Here is a 17,551-nt window from a genome sequence, read left to right as displayed (position 1 = left end):
AAAAACTTTGTAATTTAGGGCTGTACCCATTAACGTTTGGACGTATAAATGCCCAATGTGGCAACCAATGGTCAAGGCCAGTGGCACAAATAAAACAGGGAAGGGGGCAGAATGACAATCGTCAAAGCCATTTCAGGATTCATTTTCGGCCTTTTGGCATGTGGTTTACTGTTGTTTTTGGTATCCGTGCGAAGCCCAATCGCAGTGACGCCACCAACAGCCAATACAGAGGTTGCACCAGCAACAGGTGATTCTGCGACAAGCGATTCAACCAGTGCGGGTGATACGGAGCCAGATGCGGCGCCAAACACAGAATCTGAAAACCCACAGGCCGACGATGCCGATGGCAGCATTCAGCCGGATGAAAATGACAGCGGGAGCAATTCAGAACCCGTAAATACACAAATCGGTGCGGCTGAAACCGCGCCAACGCTTCAACCAAGCATGGTTGGTGTGCCAGAAACCGTTGAAACCACGCAACCTGCGATCACACAGACTGCGCCAGAAAAACCAACGTTCACTGAAACCCTGCCAAGCAACGAAGAGTTCAACCAACCCGAATCCAATGATGTGGCGGTCAACACCACAAAACCAGCGGTACGCATTGGCACTGGCATTGGTGAAAAATCAAACAGTGGATTGCCCACAGTTGGCGGAGAAGTGTCTGAAAACCAACTGTTTTTTGAAAGTGAGACGAACAAAGAGGCAACACCAGAAACACCAGAGGAAACCTTTGGCGCGTTTGACAGTTTTTCCCAAGAATACATTTCTGATGACAAACCCGCCATTGCCATTGTGATCCAAGATCTTGGCCCTGATGGTTTGAACCGTGCGGATTTGCTCAAGGCCGATTTCGCCGCAAGTTTTGCCATTTCTGGTGACATGCTGGATTCCAAACGCGCCGCTGCCGAATATTACGGTGCTGGCTTTGAGGTTTTGGTCGAAAACCCAATGACCGCGGGCGCAGGCGTAACCGATGGCAGCGATAGCGATACGCGCACAACAGTGGTGCGTGATTATCTGTCTGCTGTGCCAACGGCGGTGGCATTCATTGATAATCCGCTGGGCTCGCTTCAAAAAAAGCATGTCGCGCAAAAGGATGTTTTAAATGTATTGGCCGAAAGCGGTCATGCGATTATTTCTTATAAACGTGGGCTTGATCCAACCCCGCGAGAGGCCGCAAAACGTTCCATGCGATCAGGTTCAGTTTTTCGCGTTCTCGATGCCAATGGCGAAGATGCTGATGGGATTTACAACAATCTGAATCGCGCAGTTTTTCAGGCGAACCAAGACGGAAGCGCAATCGTTATCGCATCAGGCACGGCTACCACATTTGACGCATTACAAAGCTGGGTTCAAAGCGGCAAAGCATCGGGTGTTTCCATCGTACCTGTCAGCGTCGCCATTCGCAAAAAACGTTAATTAACCATTTCCTGATTGGGCGGAAAATAATGCCGCCTCTTTTGCGGCTTGGCGCAATGCTTTGGATTTGTTAACGGTCTCTTGAAATTCCGCCTCTGGATCGCTGTCATAAACAACGCCACCACCGGCCTGAATATAGAGTTTGCGATCCTTGGTCACAGCGGTACGAAGCGCGATGCAGATATCCATATCTCCGTTGGCGGAAAAATAGCCAACGCCTCCACCATAAACGCCCCGTTTTTCAGGCTCTAATTCGTCGATGATTTCCATTGCACGTACCTTGGGTGCACCTGAAACAGTGCCGGCGGGCAAACCTGCGAGCAGGGCAGAGAGCGCATCGTGATCATCGGACAACTGTCCCACCACGTTTGATACGATATGCATCACATGGCTGTAACGTTCGATGATGAATTGTTCATTGGGATTAACCGTGCCAATTTTTGAAACGCGCCCCACATCATTACGCCCCAGATCAAGCAACATCAAATGTTCGGCGAGCTCTTTTTTATCGGCGAGCAAATCCAATTCCAACGCTTTGTCTTGTTCTGGCGTTGCGCCACGCGGGCGGGTGCCTGCGATCGGGCGAATGGTAACTTCGCCGCGTTCAACCTTGACCAAGATTTCAGGGCTGGCGCCAATCACCTGAAACCCTCCAAAATTGAAATAGAACATATATGGCGATGGGTTGGTGCGGCGCAATGCGCGATATAATGAAAACGGGGGCAGATTAAATTCCGAGGTCCACCGTTGCGATGGCACCACCTGAAATATATCACCCGCAACAATGTATTCTTTGGCGCGTTTCACCACGTCAAAATATTCATCCTTGGTCATGTTGGAAACGGGTTCACCAACCGCAACACCGTGGGGTTCCAATGTTTCGGGCGCAACAGGGCGATCCAAATCGCGCAATGCCGCCGCCACGCGTTCAGATGCCTGTGCATATGCGGCCTTTGCCGACAAGTCACCAGATGCCCACGCGGGGCTGATCAACGTGATTTCGCCTTTGACACCGTCAACCACAACCACCACGGATGGGCGGGTCATCACCGCATCTGGTAGACCCAGCGGATCAACATTCACATTTGGCAAATGCTCCACATGTCGGATCATGTCATAGCCAAGATAACCAAATAACCCCGCCGCCATGGGGGGCAGATCGTCGGGCAGTTCGATGCGGCTGGCCGCAATCAATGCGCGTAATGATGTCAGCGCATCAGATGTTTCATCCACAAACGCATCATCATCATATAATGCCTTGTGATTGATCTGAACCGTATCGCCGTGACATTTCCAAATCACATCGGGTTGCATCCCCAAAATGGAATAGCGCCCTTTGATTTCGCCACCTGTCACGGATTCAAGCATAAAGCTATTCTTGCGTGCCTGTGACAGTTTCAACATCAAGGATACGGGCGTATCCAGATCGGCAACCAATCGGGTGTAAACCACCTGATTTTCGCCCGCGTCAAACCCGCGTGCGAAATCATCGAACGAAGGGGAAATAATCATTGGCCAGACACGATTTGTGAATCAATTGAATTGATTACAACCTGATTGAGGGTCACACCCGCTTCCTGTTGTAACGCTTGTGCGAACAAATCCAAAATATCGTTTGATACTTGTGATTGAAGCTCGGAATTGACCGTGTCCAACAAGATTGCGGTTTCACCATTGTCGCCATCAACGGCGGTGATGTTTTTTAACTGTGCGATTAAAACCGTATCATCGGTTGCTGCCAGAACGCTATCGCCTGTTTTTGCGTCAAACAGATCAGGGATCAATGATGCTGGCAATTGTTCGTCGCGTGCACCACGGTTCACGCCTGTTTTGGTTTCCACAGGGATGTCAAAATCTGCAATTGATTTACCCGCTGCGATTTCTGCGATGATCGCTTCGCCGCGTGCTTGCAATGCTTTGGCGGTTTCTGCGGCTGTCCAATCTGTGACGACGGATTCTTTAACATCCGCAAGAGGGCGCAATGTCGGGTCTTTGATTTCATTCAATCGAATTGCGAAAATGCCACCGTCGGATAATTCCAAAACTTCTGGGAAATCATCGACATTTACCTGTTCTGCGGCATCGCGAAATTCATCATATGCGGCGATGCTGTCTTCGGAATCTTGGGTATATGAAATTTGGCCAAGCTCCATTTCTGTTTCGGTTGCCAATTCTTCCAATGTCGCACCTGCGGCCAAACGCTCGTCAATGTCAGTGAGCATATCGGCCACCAAACGCGCTGCGGAATCGCCCACCATTTCGGCGCGTAATTCCTCTTGTGCATCTTCAAAGCTGGTGATTTCTGCATCAAAAATGGCGTTGATGCGATAAATCGCTGGGCCAAGATCGCTTTCAAACGGGCCAAAGATGCCCAATTCATTTTGATCGAATAACCCGTCTGCAACGCTGGTTGAAACGCCTGATTTTTCAACTTCGCCCAGATCAACATCTTCGGGTTCTAATCCACGTTCAGCGATCAATGCATCAAATGTAATGGCACCACCGTCCAGCCGATTACGCGCATCTGTCGCCGCTTCGTTATCGGCAAAAACCAAACGATCAATGGCGCGACGTTCTGGGCGGTTATAGCGTTCAGTTTGCAAATCATAGGCACTTTGCAATTCATCCGCGGAAATTTCAACCTGATCTTCGATCATTGTCGGAGACAACCAAGCATAGGTGATTTCGCGTGCAACAGGTGTTGTATAACGGTCTGGGTTTTCGGAATAATACGTATTTAATTGTTCATCTGTCGGTGCGCCAACAGGTTGTTCCAGATGGGTTTCATCAATTTCGATCCAGTCAAAATCACGCGTTTCATTTGCAAATGATACCAGGCTCATGGCCTGTGTTTGCGCACCTGACAAACCCGTTGCAACCGCGCGTTCCACCATTGCACGTGCCAATCCTTCGCGGATTGCGGTTTCGTTTTCGCCAGCACTTACATTCGAACGTTCCAGCGCAAATTCATAGGCTTCTTTGTCAAAACTGCCATCCAATCCTTGGTATGATGGTGTTTGACGAATTTCTGTTGCGACTGCGACGTCACCCGCGCTGATGCCCAAACGTTTTGCTTCGTTATCAAGTGCTGCACTGGATAAAACGGCGGCAAGAACATTGCGCTGTAATCCCAGCCCTTCGATTTCCGCAGGGGACAGGTTGCGCCCAAAGCGTTGCGCCATTGTTTGCACCGCATTGTTCAATGTATTTGCATAGGTGTTGATTGGAACACTTTGTTCCCCAACCTTACCAATTGAACGCGCTGAACCTCCGCCAATATTGCCAGAACCAAAGCCGATCAAACCAATGGCCAAAAGCCCCAAAAGAGCGTAGAAAAAATAGCGATTTTTACCGCTGCGCATGGCTGAAAGCATTATTACCACCTGTCAGAAATTTATTGCTACTGGGTTTTACGCAGAGTTCACAAAAGTGGCAAGCGCTGCGCGCATATTTTGCGATATTTCATACGCCAATTCACCTTGACGCCGCCCATCAGATGCAAGATAGCACTGGCATGGCTACTCCTCCGATATTGACCCTTTCTGATATTCATCTCACCTTTGGCGGTGATCCCGTTTTTGCGGGGCTGTCCCTGTCCATTCATGACGGCGATCGGTTATGTCTGGTGGGGCGCAACGGTTCGGGCAAATCAACCTTGATGAAGGTGATGGCAAAATTGATCGAGCCTGATAATGGCGAGCGGTTTTTGCGCCCGGGCAAGGCGGTTGGTTACATGGACCAGCACCCCGAATTGGCCGATTATGCCACCCTTGGCGATTATGCGCGTTCTGATCTGTTGGAAACGGATTTTTACAAGGTTGAAATCGTGGCCGAGGGTTTGAAACTTGATTTGGATCGCACGCCTGCCACCGCATCGGGTGGGGAACGGCGCCGCGCGGCACTGTGTAAAATCGTGGCCGAAGAACCTGATTTAATGCTGCTGGACGAGCCGACAAACCATCTGGACATCCAAGCGATTGAATGGCTCGAAGATCATTTAAAGCAAACAAATCAAGCGTTTGTCCTAATCTCACACGACCGCGCATTTTTACGAAGCCTCACACGTGGCACATTGTGGGTGGATCGCGGCATGGTGCGCAACAACCCCAAGGGTTTTGAGGCATTTGAGGATTGGCGCGATACTGTATTAGAAGAAGAAGACCAACAACGCCACAAGCTGAACCGTTTGATAAAATCAGAGGCACGTTGGGCGGTAGAAGGCATTTCCGCACGGCGCAAACGTAATCAGGGCAGGGTTCGCCGCCTTGCCGATTTACGTGAACAACGTGCCGGACAAATCATGCGCAAGGGTGCCGCCGCGATGGTGCTCGATAGCGGTCAAAAATCGGGCAAACTGGTTTTAGAAGCACTTGATATATCAAAGAAATTTGACGATCGCACGATCATCCACGACTTTTCGCTCAAGGTCACGCGCGGCCAACGTATCGCATTGGTGGGGCCAAATGGTGTGGGTAAAACCACGGTGTTGAATATGCTGACCGGCGAACTTGCACCTGATACGGGTTCTGTGCGGATGGGGCAAAAATTGCTGCCTGCGGTTTTTGATCAAAACCGTTCTGCGCTGCGCCCTGAAATGTCATTATGGGATAGCTTGACCGAGGACCCAGAATTGGGCGTGTCGGGCAAGAATGATCAGATCATGGTACGCGGCAATCCGCGCCATGTTGTGGGATATCTCAAAGAATATTTATTTGATGAAAATCAAGCACGTGGCCCCGTTTCCGTTCTGTCTGGCGGGGAAAAAGCGCGGCTTTTGTTGGCGCGGATTATGGCCAAGGAAAGCAATCTTTTGATTTTGGACGAGCCGACGAATGATCTGGATGTGGAAACGCTGGATTTGATGCAGGAAATTCTGGATGGGTATGACGGCACGGTGCTGTTGGTCAGCCATGACCGTGATTTTCTGGATCGGGTTGCGACCACGACGATTGCATTAGAGGGCGATGGGAATGCCACAGTTTATGCGGGTGGCTGGTCTGATTATCAAAGCCAGCGACGTGCGGTTGCAAAAGCCGAAAAAACCAAGAAAAAGTCGCAAAAACAAGCACCTGTCGGTGAAAAGCCCAAACAATCCGATGATAAATTGAGCTTTACCGAGGCGCATCGGTTAAAGGTTTTGCCCGCAGAAATTGATCGTCTGCAGGCGGAAATTGCGAAGTTAGAAACGTTTTTAAGCGACCCCGAACTGTTCGTTAAGGAACCGGTAAAGTTTCAAAAAGCCACCGATGGTTTGGTGGAACGCAATACCGCGCTGCAAAATGCAGAGGATGAATGGCTGGAACTGTCCATGCGAGCCGAAGAGGCTTGATTTCATTGCATTTTTATTGCTGACCTTGTGTCAACGACCTGTCTAAAAGGACAGGTAGAAAAGGGCACTATACCCCCTATAGTAGAAGTTACCGCTCGTTAATATTTTTAACGATGAAAAAGACGTGTTTTTGCATGTATTGAGTGGGGGGATACTGTGACGACTTCGAATATCTGGTCAAAGTTTCATCGACCAGTCAAAAGTAAAACTGCGCAAAAATCCGCGCCGAACAAACGTGCACCGCTGACGCCCAAGCAAGAGGCGGATTTGATGCACGAAGTGATCGGCCTGTCCCCATTTTTTGAAAAATTTGCAGTGAATTCAGTGGCTTTGGTCGAAAAACGCGTCGCCGAATTAAAACGCCGTGTGCGATTTTTAGACGATAAAACCCGCGAAACGTTGAAAGACAGATATGGCGAAGGCCATGAATGGCGCGGGCTGGCGGATGAAAATTTACTGGCAATTTACGCCTGTATGATGCGCCTAGAAATGCGGCTTGAGTGGGACTAATCCCAACCAATTTCACGTTAACTTTTTAGTGTGTAGGACATGCGTCGGACACCCGTGGGACATGTGGCGGACATGTGGGTGGCGGATTAAGCAAAATCTTCAGATGGATTATGGTCCCAATCATTTGGACGAGCATCACCGGTTTGGTAGAATTGAAGTACCAATTGAATATAACTCACAAAATCAGTATTCTCTTCAGCTAGTCGATTTGCCGTATCCCAATCAACATCAGAACGCTCTTTGCTTGGAATAAGTATCTGGCTTTCGTTTATGTTCTCGATATCTAATTTTATAAATCCAATTCCGTGCAGTCCTGACAAGACACGAAGTTCCTTTAAAGTATTGTCACCTACCAAATTTGCCGCGACGAGATACCCAAAATTTGCCCAAGTTGAATTACTTACGGCTTGAAAATAAGCTTCTCGTACGTTGGATCTGTTTACAATAAGTTTTACTTCGAATGACCAGAGTTTAGTCTTTTTGTCAGCGTACTCTTTTACGTTATTTTTAATCTCAGGGTGCCAATTTGCACTGAGATCTTCCATTCCAACGAGATCAGGATATAGCCATTTGTTTCCACCTGACCCATTTTTGTTTTTGGACCGACGTTCGTCTATTCGTTTACTGTAAACCGAAAGTTCAGTTCCAAGATAATTTGCTAGTAGTGGGTATAGGTCTGCTTCTGAAAGTTTTTGTTCTGAATGGTTTGAATTTTTATTGGTTTGATCGAACTGGTTTAGATCAAGTATCTCTTGATCATCGGATTTCAAGCTATAGTAGAATTGTCGAGGTCGACCTTCAGTTGTTTTGATGTCACGATGCTTTTTTTGAATTTGGGGACGTTGTGAACCTATCTCCGCGACAATTTGGTTTAACATAGCGGTGTCAGTATCGAGTGGAAATTTTCTTGCAGTACTATTATTGCGTTTATTTTCTACCGCTTTGGGATAATTTTGCATTATCCATTCTCCGATTTCGCGTGCGGTAAATTTTTGTTCAGGGTAACTCTTTAGTAATTCTAATACGAATTTGCTTATACTAAATTGCATTTTTTCTCTCTTGTCTAACACCTCTCACCAATTGCATTGCAATTGGCTGTCGGCCTAAGATTTTCGCTTTTGCGAAAACTTATACATCCAGCTCCTCAACAAATTTCGCATTCTCCTGAATATACTGAAAGCGTAGCTCTGGTTTTTTGCCCATGAGTTGATCGACGAGTTTGTCGGTTTCGCCCGGTTCGTCTTCGTCAATGGTGATGCGGATCAATTGGCGGGTTTCGGGTTTCATTGTGGTTTCTTTCAAATCCTTGGCGTCCATTTCGCCAAGACCTTTGAATCGTGAAATGTCGATTTTACCGCGACCGCCCAAACCTTTGGCCAGCATTTCGTCTTTTTCCTGATCGTCCATGCAATAAACGCGGCGCGATCCTTGGGTGAGGCGGAACAGGGGCGGGCAGGCCATGTAGAGATGACCCTGATCAATCAGCGGGCGCATTTGGGTAAAGAAAAATGTCATGAGCAAGCTGGCGATATGGGCACCGTCAACATCCGCATCGGTCATGATGATGACCTTTTCATAACGCAAATCTTCGACGTTGAATTTCGTACCCATGCCAACGCCTAGCGCCTGACACAGATCATTGATTTCGTTATTCGTCGCCATTTTATTGGAGGCCGCCCCCAACACGTTGAGGATTTTACCGCGCAGCGGCAAGAGCGCTTGGGTTTTACGATCACGCGCCATTTTGGCGCTGCCGCCCGCGCTGTCGCCCTCGACGATAAACAATTCGGTGCCTTCGCGTGCGGAATTGGAACAATCCGTTAGCTTGCCCGGCAGGCGGAGTTTTTTGGTGGCGGATTTGCGTGCGGTTTCTTTTTCTTGGCGACGGCGGAGGCGCTCTTCGGCCTTAAGGACCATATAATCCAGAATGGCACCTGCGAATTTATTATTCGCCGCCAACCAGTTATCAAAATGGTCACGCACGGAATTTTCAACCAAGCGAGTTGCCTCGACCGTGGCAAGGCGATCCTTGGTTTGGCCCACGAATTTGGGTTCGCGAATGAATACGGACACCAGCGCACAGCCACCGCCCATGACATCATCACGGGTGATTTGCGCGGCCTTTTTGTTGTTCACTAGTTCGCCGTAAGCCTTGATCCCCTTGAGGATCGCAGACCAAAATCCGCTTTCATGTGTGCCGCCCTCTGGTGTGGGGACGGTGTTACAATAGGATTGGGTGAACGCATCGCGCGATGGGGTCCAGTTGATCGCCCATTCAACATTGCCGATTTCGTTGTTTCCGAATTTTTCGGCGAATTGTACCTTGCCCGCGAAGGGTTGATCGGAATAGGTATTCGCACCCTCAAGGCGTTGTGACAGATAATCCGCCAATCCATTTGGGAAATGGAATGTGTCGGTGAGCGGTGTTTCGTCGCCTGAACCCAGACATTCGGGTGCACATTTCCAACGGATTTCAACGCCCGAAAACAAATAGGCCTTGGATTTCGCCATGTCATACAGGCGTTTTGGTTTGAATTTTGCCGATGCGCCAAAGATTTCGGGATCAGGGTGGAATGTGACCGTGGTGCCGCGACGGTTTTGCGTGGAGCCCAGATTTTCCAATTTGGTTTGGGGAATGCCGCGTGAAAAATCCATTGCGAATAATTCGCGGTTGCGCGCAACCTCGACCCGCACGTGATCGGACAGGGCGTTGACCACGGATGAACCAACCCCATGCAAGCCGCCGGATGTTTCATAGCTATCGCCAGAAAATTTACCGCCTGCGTTGAGCGTGCAGAAAATGATTTCCAGTGCGGATTTTTCGGGGAATTTGGGGTGCATATCCGTGGGGATGCCCCGCCCGTTATCACGAATGGTGACGTGGAAATTGGCGTGCAATTCCACCTCGATCCAATTGGCGTGGCCTGCGACCGCTTCGTCCATCGAGTTGTCGATGATTTCCGCCACCATGTGATGCAGCGCGCGATCATCCGTTCCACCGATATACATACCAGGGCGCAGGCGCACGTGTTCCATATCCTCCAACACTTGGATAGAGGATGCATCATATGATTTTTCAGGTTCGTCTTTGAATAGGTCGTTTGGGGCCATTGGGGCTCTTGATTCTCGTTATTGCTCGTTTTGCAAGATCATAGAACAAGTTACCCCACAGGGTATAGCAATTATTGCGAGGCCATTTGCATTGTATCGCCGTGAACCGCACATTCATCACCAATGGCCGCCGATGATCCGCGCAATGCGAATGTGGCGGTTTCACCGTTGAACAAACGTGCCTTTACCTTGGATTTGGACTTCATCAACGTGATGATGCGGTTGAATTGCGCGACATCTTCGTGGGTGAATGTGCCAATGCCGCCCTCATCATCGGTGGTGGCATAGATTGGCGCGTCTTTGTCAAATTGCAACATGACGGTGGAATTTGGCATGGGTGATGTGCCGTTGATCGTCATTGTCACCGCTGAAATCGGGGCGTTGATTCCAACGTCACACATCACGGCCAATTCATCGGCAGATTTGGTTGTGACACTGGCCAGACGGATCCCATCCGTTGTTGACCCATTCCAAGACCCTGCAAAAACAGGAGAGGCCACAAGCGTGGCCACGATAACAGCAGCTTTTAACATTTTATCCCCATTGCCACATCGCGTGGCGGCTTAATTCAACCGACAGCAGACGTCGGCAACTCAGTAATCACCCAACATTTTTCAATGTTCCCTCTGGGCGTGGCAAACAGATAGGAATTGATTGTTTCAGTTTCAATAAAACCACGTGACATTTATTCCGAACTTGACAAAAAACAGTGATTTTAGTCACGTTTTTTAAAGAAGAAATTATACATTCTGGTTCAAGACATTACATAGCGATCGAAAAGTTCATTTGGTTTTTGCGATTTGCAAAACATATTTATCGGGTAAACGCTTGCAAAGCTGGTCATCACACGTTCGTTCAACGCTCGCATTGGGCACACCATTGGTTGGATCGCATCTGGCACAGATGTTAATCCAAACAACGGATGTGGTCATGCTAGGCTGGTATGGCGTCGAAGAATTGGCAGGTACGATTTTGGCAACACAGGTGTTTATCCTTGTGTTGTTGATCGGATCTGGCTTTGCCTTTGCGGTGATGCCAATGGCGGCCAATGCGATTGCAGCAGGGCGCGATAGCGAGGTGCGCCAATCGGTACGCATGGCCGCGTTGATCGCGCTTGTTTACAGTATGCTTGCGATTATTCCACTGAGCTTTCTTGAAAAATTCCTGCTGTTGACGGGGCAACAACCCGAACTTGCCCATATTGCGGGGCAATATATGTCCATTGCGCAATGGGCATTGATCCCTGGTGCATTGGTGTTTGTCACACGCAGCTTTTTTTCAGCGCTTGAACGCACGCAAGTGGTGTTTTGGGTTGTGGTTCTGGGTGCGATTTGGAACGCGGTTTTGAACTATGTGTTCATATTTGGCAATTTTGGTATGCCTGAATTGGGCGCACGCGGGGCGGCGATTTCATCGGTGATGACCACCAGCGCCACATTGGTTGCGTTTTTATGCTATGCCTATTGGCGCGATGAAATTCGCGGATATTTGTTTTACCGTGGGTTTTTCCAAATTGATTTTCACCGTCTGAAAGAGGTGTTTTCATTAGGTTGGCCGATCAGCCTGTCCATGCTTGCGGAAACGGGATTGTTCACCGCATCCACATTGATGGTTGGGGCGTTTGGCACATTGGCACTGGCGACACATGGGATTGTTTTACAGATCGTTACGATCTTTTTCATGATCCCGCTTGGCATGTCCAATGCGGCCACCGTGCGTGCCGCGCGGTTTTGGGGGCGTAGCGAAAACAACGAATTGCGCCGTGCATCATTCGTGGCCGTTATCTTGGCCGTGGCAATTGCGGTGGTGACGATGGTGTTGTATCTGGTTCTGCCCGATCGATTGATCCCGCTGTTTTTGGATCGCGAAGAAACCCGTGTTGTTGAAATCGTGGCACTTGGTTCAACCTTGTTGGTTGTCGCGGCAATGTTTCAAATTGTGGATGCCTTGCAATTGGTTATGTCGGCATTGTTGCGCGGATTAAAAGATACGTTAATCCCGATGATGATTGCGGTGGTGTCATTTTGGTTTGTTGGTTTGCCAACCAGCTATTTCCTTGGGTTCACATTTGGGCTGGGGGCAACTGGTGTTTGGTGGGGGCTTGTTTTTGGGCTTGGCTTGGCGGCGATATTACTGGGGCTGCGATTGCGCGTATTGCTTAATGCACAGCCCGCGATGGTTCCCAACAATTAGCGGGTTTCACCCATCAAATGCGGGCAAAAAGGATAGGTCGTGAGGTTTTCATAACCATCCTCTGTGATTAAAACCTGATCTTCCAGCTTGATTGAAAAATCGCCATTTTCTGGGCTGACCAAGGCTTCGACACACAGGACCATACCCGCCTTCAGTTCATAATCGAACGCGCCTGTGACGTGGTTTTCTGGATATGCGATCAATGGCCATTCATCGCACAAACCAACCCCATGAAAACGGCATCCATATTGTTGGCGCACATATTGTGGCGCCAATTGATGCCCCCCGAATGTCAGTTCATCACATGTGACACCGGGTTTTAACAGCGCCATATTTTCCATGATATGATCATGGGCGTGGCGCATGGCGGTAATCATATCGGGGCGAGGGGATTGATCGCCAATCCACCATGTGCGGCTGATGTCGATGCACATGCCATAACAGCCGATCAAATCTGTATCGAACGCCAGAATTTCATTGTTTTGCAATTGGCGCGGGCCACATTCCTGAAACCACGGATTTGTGCGCGGCCCCGTGGCGAGCAATCGCGTTTCAATCCATTCACCACCACGCGCGATATTGGCGCGGTGCAATTCGGCCCAGATTTCATTTTCCGACATTCCAATGCGCACCGCATCTTGCATTTCGTGTACCGCCGTTTCGGCGGCATGATGGGCGCATCGCATAGCATGAATTTCATCAACACCTTTGATTGATCGCGCCTTTTCGGTGAGCTCTTCACCGTTCATGATTTCAAAACCCTGTGCCATTAGCGCGCGAAACCCTGTGAACATTGCCTTGTCCACCCCAAGGCGCAAATTGCCACCGCCATGTTGATTGATCAGATCGTGCACCTCTTTTGCGAATGTATCCGCACCCGCATCCACCATATCGCCGCGATCAAAATAAAACAGATCAGCACCCGATCGTTGTTCGCGCACCAATGGGTTAAATTCTGACAGGAACATGGCGTTTTTATAATCCCAAACCACCATATAACCATCGGCACAGATCAGTGCCGCTCGAAATGGATTATGCGTATTCCACAACTGCATATTGGTGCTGTCAGTGGCGTATCGAATATTGAGCGGATCAAAAATCAACAACCCGCCGTAATCACGGGCATTGATATGATCGACCAAGCGTTGCCAGCGAAATTTACGCATGGCAGGCAAATCAGGCAGGGTTAGCCCCGCCAATTTCCATTCATCCAAGGCCAGTAAACTTGGCCCGATTTCGATGCGATCGGCAATATTGGGCGTTCCATCGGGCAGGGTGGCGCCCGCCGTTGGGTCGATTTTTCGCATTGATGCGTAATGGTCGTTCAAAATCAATCCTCCGCAGGTTAAGCAAAGTCTGATTTATCCGCCGCGTATCGCCAATTTGCGCCGCGATCATGTCGTTTTTTAGAATAATCGCCGTTTTGCGCGTTGCTGAAGCATGATGATGAACAGCGGCACGACGATTTCAACGCTGAGCAATATCAACATGATCCCATGTGGCATGCCATTGAAATATATCGAAATTCCGCGCCCAACTGCGCCCAACAATACCACCGTTGCCAATAATGGAATGCGATGCATTCGCCGGCGTAAATCAGATGCGGTATTTAATACGATCATGCCGTAAGCCACATAAAATATCGCCAAGAACCGCATTTCGCTGTCGATATCGGGGTGGTTCAATTGATCAAGCGGGGCAATATCGCCCAGCAATATATCTGCCATTGGGGCGAAAATTTGTGCCATTGGGTATATCCCAAACAGATAGATGCTCGCGCCGATGGCCACGATCATCAGCCCTGTAATATAGAGCGTAAATCTGAGTAACGAGAATGACATAGGCAAAATGTGGCACAATTCATTGGTTTTTCAAAAGAAATTTTTTGCCCATCAAATTTGGCGTGATATTTACACAAACTGTCACACTTGTTTTTGCAGCGGTTGATTGTCAAAAGATGCGCATGACGATTGATTTTCAAAACATCTGCCAATCACAATTATCGCTGTCGCCTTGGGCAGAGCAGAGGCTTTCTCGTTTGCCGGGGATGAACCCGTTGGAACCGGCGGATTGGTTATTGGTGGATGATGCGTTTGATCAACAGATGGCTTATGCCGATCATCTGTTGGACAAAAAGCGCGATGCGGTTTTTGCGATGGAAAACATAGCAAGCGATGCCGCGGCAGAGCTTTTGGATATGGTGATTGCATCGTTGCACGCACGCCCAGATTATCAGATTACGGATCAAACTGTGACGCGCCCTGATGGGGTTGTTATTGCGCGAAATGATGATCATCCGCTGATCACCGCACGTCGATTGGTGCAACAGGATTTTTGCCTGATGGGCAAAGCGGGTGATGAACATGTGTTGCAAGGTGCAGCACTTTGTTTTCCCGCCAGTTGGACGTTATCGGAAAAAATCGGCAAACCGATGTCGCGCATTCATGTGCCTGTGCCTGCATTTAACGATGATATTGCGCGCCGTGTGCAGCGCATGTTTGACACCATGCGCGATGGGCGGGCGTTATGGCGTGCCAATTGGTTGGTTTACGCCGATCCCGATTTGCATCAACCGCGATCCGAAAATGCACCCCATCGACCCGCGCCAATTGGGCAGGGTTGGATGCGTGTGGAACGCCAATCTTTGCGATTTTTACCGCAAACGGGAACGACGGTGTTTGGTATTCATACAATTGTGGTGCCAATGAACAAGCTCAGCCAAGAGCAGCGCGAAACATTAACCACACTTTAAAAACCACCCATAAAAAAAGGCCCCGCAAATACAGGGCCTTTTCGTTATTCATCAACTGATTAGCAGCTGTAGTACATGCCATATTCAACTGGGTGTGGCGTGTGCTCGTATTTGAACACTTCTTCCCATTTCAAAGCAATGTAACCTTCGATTTGAGATTTTGTGAAAACGCCACCTTCGGTCAAGAAGTCCATATCAGCCTCGAGTGATTCCAATGCTTCGCGCAATGAACCACATACTGTTGGAATGCCTGCCAATTCTTCGGCTGGTAGATCGTACAAATCTTTGTCAGATGCTTCGCCTGGATCAATTTTGTTTTTGATACCGTCAAGGCCAGCCATCAACAGAGCAGAGAAACACAAGTATGGGTTTGCTGCTGGATCTGGGAAACGAGCCTCTACGCGTTTTGCCTTTGGACTTTCGGCGAATGGGATACGCACACAGCCAGAACGGTTAGACGCAGAATATGCACGTAGAACTGGTGCTTCAAAACCGGGGATCAAACGCTTGTAGCTGTTTGTGGATGGGTTTGTGATCGCGTTCAACGCTTTGGCGTGTTTCAAGATACCACCGATGAAATACAGCGCTTCTTGTGACAGGTCAGCGTATTTGTCGCCTGCGAACAATGGTTTGCCGTCTTTCCAGATGGACATGTTCACGTGCATGCCTGTGCCGTTATCACCAGCGATTGGTTTTGGCATGAATGTCGCAGATTTACCGTAGGCATGTGCAACATTGTGAACGATGTATTTGTATTTTTGAAGCTCGTCCGCTTGTTTGGTCAACGTGCCGAAAACCAAGCCCAACTCGTGCTGACATGACGCAACCTCGTGGTGGTGTTTGTCAACTTTCATGCCGATTGATTTCATGGTTGAAAGCATTTCAGAACGCAAATCTTGTGCCGCGTCTGTTGGGTTTACAGGGAAATAGCCGCCTTTGATACCAGGGCGGTGGCCCATGTTGCCCATTTCATATTCGGTGTCTGTGTTCCATGACGCATCAGCAGCATCAATTTCGTAAGACACTTTGTTGATTGTGTTTGAAAAACGCACATCATCAAATAGGAAGAATTCGGCCTCTGGGCCAAAGAAAGATGTGTCACCAATACCAGATGCTACCAAATATTCTTCGGCGCGCATTGCTGTTGAACGTGGGCAACGATCATATGTTTCACCAGTGTCTGGTTCAACAACGTGACAGTGAACAGCCAATGTTTTTTCAGCATAGAATGGATCAAGATATGCGGATTCTGTGTCCACGATCAACTTCATGTCTGATTTGTCGATGGATTTCCAACCTGCGATGGATGAACCATCAAACATGAAACCACCTTCGAGGAAGTCTTCGTCGACTTCGTCATTGATCACTGTAACGTGCTGTAGCTTGCCGCGCGGGTCGGTGAAACGGATGTCGACATATTGAATGTCTTCGTCCGCGATACGTTTTACTAAATCTTTTGCGCTCATGTTGAGTGCTCCTCTTCTTATGATGCGTTAGTTAAAGTGCGTCCACGCCGTTTTCGCCTGTGCGAATACGGATGGCTTGTTCAATGTCAGAGACGAAAATTTTCCCGTCGCCGATTTTTTCGGTGCGCGCGGCGTCGATGATCGCCTCGATCGCTGGTTCCAATTGATCGTCAGAAATCACCAATTCGATTTTTACCTTTGGCAGGAAATCCACAACGTATTCCGCACCGCGGTATAATTCTGTATGTCCTTTTTGACGGCCAAAACCTTTGGCTTCGATAACGGACAGACCTTGGACGCCAACCTCTTGCAAGGCTTCTTTCACTTCGTCCAATTTAAATGGCTTGATGATCGCTTCGATCTTTTTCATGGGGCTGAAGTCTCCGAAAATTAATATGCTGCATGTGTTTCAGCCATCTTTTGTGCAGCTTTGCAATTCGGATACGCTTTGACGATGGTGAAGGGGGTGTTTGTTGATCTATTTGCACAATAATTGGGCATAATGCGCAATAATTAGGCGATGCAGAAAGGTGCCGCGTTTTGCAACATTCAGACATGCCATATTCATAGGCAATATTGATCGGTGAAAAATTTTACGAATTTGATCAATTTTGCTCTTACATCCCACAAATACTTGCGCTAGAAGGCACGTCATTCGAGATATGAATCGAATATATGTGCGGGTGTGGCGGAATTGGTAGACGCACCAGATTTAGGTTCTGGCGCCGCGAGGCGTGGGGGTTCAAGTCCCTTCACCCGTACCATCTT

At 48.8% G+C, this 17,551-nt stretch carries 14 protein-coding genes and 1 tRNA gene; 6 read left to right on the top strand and 9 right to left on the bottom strand.

Features of this window, described 5'->3' with window-relative positions:
* Positions 1 to 111: 111 nt before the first annotated feature.
* A complete protein-coding gene (locus BFP76_RS10775) occupies positions 112 to 1,422 on the top strand; it encodes a divergent polysaccharide deacetylase family protein (RefSeq protein ID WP_099593512.1) in 1,311 nt (436 codons plus the stop codon).
* On the opposite strand, the gene trpE is transcribed toward BFP76_RS10775, so the two are convergent.
* Positions 1,423 to 2,934 carry an anthranilate synthase component I gene (trpE, locus tag BFP76_RS10770; RefSeq protein ID WP_099593510.1) on the bottom strand — a complete coding sequence of 504 codons (1,512 nt, stop codon included), beginning with the start codon at positions 2,932 to 2,934 and terminating at the stop codon, positions 1,423 to 1,425.
* Positions 2,931 to 4,796 (bottom strand): peptidylprolyl isomerase, encoded by a 1,866-nt coding sequence (locus tag BFP76_RS10765; RefSeq protein WP_099593508.1) that lies wholly within the window; start codon positions 4,794 to 4,796, stop codon positions 2,931 to 2,933. Before BFP76_RS10765 ends, trpE begins: the two co-directional genes overlap by 4 nt.
* A gap of 140 nt (positions 4,797 to 4,936) precedes the next feature.
* Between BFP76_RS10765 and BFP76_RS10760 the strand changes: the two genes are divergently transcribed.
* Both BFP76_RS10760 and BFP76_RS10755 read left to right on the top strand, forming a co-directional pair.
* On the top strand, positions 4,937 to 6,751 hold the full coding sequence (locus BFP76_RS10760) for an ABC-F family ATP-binding cassette domain-containing protein (RefSeq protein WP_099593506.1): 1,815 nt from the start codon (positions 4,937 to 4,939) through the stop codon (positions 6,749 to 6,751).
* A gap of 156 nt (positions 6,752 to 6,907) precedes the next feature.
* Positions 6,908 to 7,261 (top strand): hypothetical protein, encoded by a 354-nt coding sequence (locus BFP76_RS10755; RefSeq protein WP_099593505.1) that lies wholly within the window; start codon positions 6,908 to 6,910, stop codon positions 7,259 to 7,261.
* Positions 7,262 to 7,347: 86 nt separating this feature from the next.
* Here the strand turns inward: BFP76_RS10755 and BFP76_RS10750 are convergent, their stop codons facing one another.
* The 3 genes from BFP76_RS10750 to BFP76_RS10740 form a co-directional block, all read right to left on the bottom strand.
* Positions 7,348 to 8,310, bottom strand: a complete 963-nt coding sequence (locus BFP76_RS10750) for a COG2958 family protein (protein ID WP_099593503.1) — start codon at positions 8,308 to 8,310, stop codon at positions 7,348 to 7,350.
* A 79-nt stretch (positions 8,311 to 8,389) separates the two neighbouring features.
* Positions 8,390 to 10,372 carry a DNA topoisomerase IV subunit B gene (gene parE / locus BFP76_RS10745; protein WP_099593501.1) on the bottom strand — a complete coding sequence of 661 codons (1,983 nt, stop codon included), beginning with the start codon at positions 10,370 to 10,372 and terminating at the stop codon, positions 8,390 to 8,392.
* 71 nt (positions 10,373 to 10,443) lie between these two features.
* Entirely contained in the window at positions 10,444 to 10,905 is a 462-nt protein-coding gene (locus tag BFP76_RS10740) for a hypothetical protein (RefSeq protein ID WP_099593499.1), read from the bottom strand.
* 253 nt (positions 10,906 to 11,158) lie between these two features.
* On the opposite strand from BFP76_RS10740, the gene BFP76_RS10735 reads away from it, so the two are divergent.
* Positions 11,159 to 12,565, top strand: coding sequence for an MATE family efflux transporter (locus tag BFP76_RS10735; RefSeq protein ID WP_099593497.1), 1,407 nt, complete (start codon positions 11,159 to 11,161; stop codon positions 12,563 to 12,565).
* Here the strand turns inward: BFP76_RS10735 and dddP are convergent.
* Together dddP and BFP76_RS10725 are read right to left on the bottom strand one after the other, a co-directional pair.
* The gene (gene dddP / locus BFP76_RS10730) at positions 12,562 to 13,893 is read right to left on the bottom strand and encodes a dimethylsulfonioproprionate lyase DddP (protein WP_099594087.1); all 1,332 of its coding nucleotides are present in this window, start codon (positions 13,891 to 13,893) and stop codon (positions 12,562 to 12,564) included. The two genes, BFP76_RS10735 and dddP, sit on opposite strands and share 4 nt — an antisense overlap.
* A 78-nt stretch (positions 13,894 to 13,971) precedes the next feature.
* Positions 13,972 to 14,406 (bottom strand): DUF4345 domain-containing protein, encoded by a 435-nt coding sequence (locus tag BFP76_RS10725; protein ID WP_099593495.1) that lies wholly within the window; start codon positions 14,404 to 14,406, stop codon positions 13,972 to 13,974.
* 122 nt (positions 14,407 to 14,528) lie between these two features.
* Between BFP76_RS10725 and BFP76_RS10720 the strand changes: the two genes are divergently transcribed.
* Positions 14,529 to 15,317: a heme-dependent oxidative N-demethylase family protein gene (locus BFP76_RS10720; RefSeq protein ID WP_099594085.1), complete on the top strand. Its 789-nt coding sequence runs from the start codon at positions 14,529 to 14,531 to the stop codon at positions 15,315 to 15,317.
* Positions 15,318 to 15,376: 59 nt separating this feature from the next.
* Here BFP76_RS10720 and glnA read toward each other — a convergent pair whose 3' ends face one another.
* On the bottom strand, positions 15,377 to 16,783 hold the full coding sequence (gene glnA / locus BFP76_RS10715) for a type I glutamate--ammonia ligase (protein WP_099593493.1): 1,407 nt from the start codon (positions 16,781 to 16,783) through the stop codon (positions 15,377 to 15,379).
* Between the two features lie 31 nt (positions 16,784 to 16,814).
* Complete coding sequence (locus tag BFP76_RS10710; RefSeq protein WP_099593491.1) at positions 16,815 to 17,153, bottom strand: P-II family nitrogen regulator; 339 nt, start codon at positions 17,151 to 17,153, stop codon at positions 16,815 to 16,817.
* Between the two features lie 309 nt (positions 17,154 to 17,462).
* On the opposite strand from BFP76_RS10710, the gene BFP76_RS10705 reads away from it, so the two are divergent.
* Positions 17,463 to 17,547, top strand: a tRNA-Leu gene (locus BFP76_RS10705).
* Positions 17,548 to 17,551 lie beyond the last annotated feature (4 nt).

The organism is Paramylibacter kogurei, from assembly GCF_002742285.1.
Taxonomy (GTDB): Bacteria; Pseudomonadota; Alphaproteobacteria; order Rhodobacterales; family Rhodobacteraceae; genus Amylibacter; species Amylibacter kogurei.
Note: the sequence above shows the minus strand (reverse complement) of the source record. Positions and strands in the feature narration are given on the sequence as shown.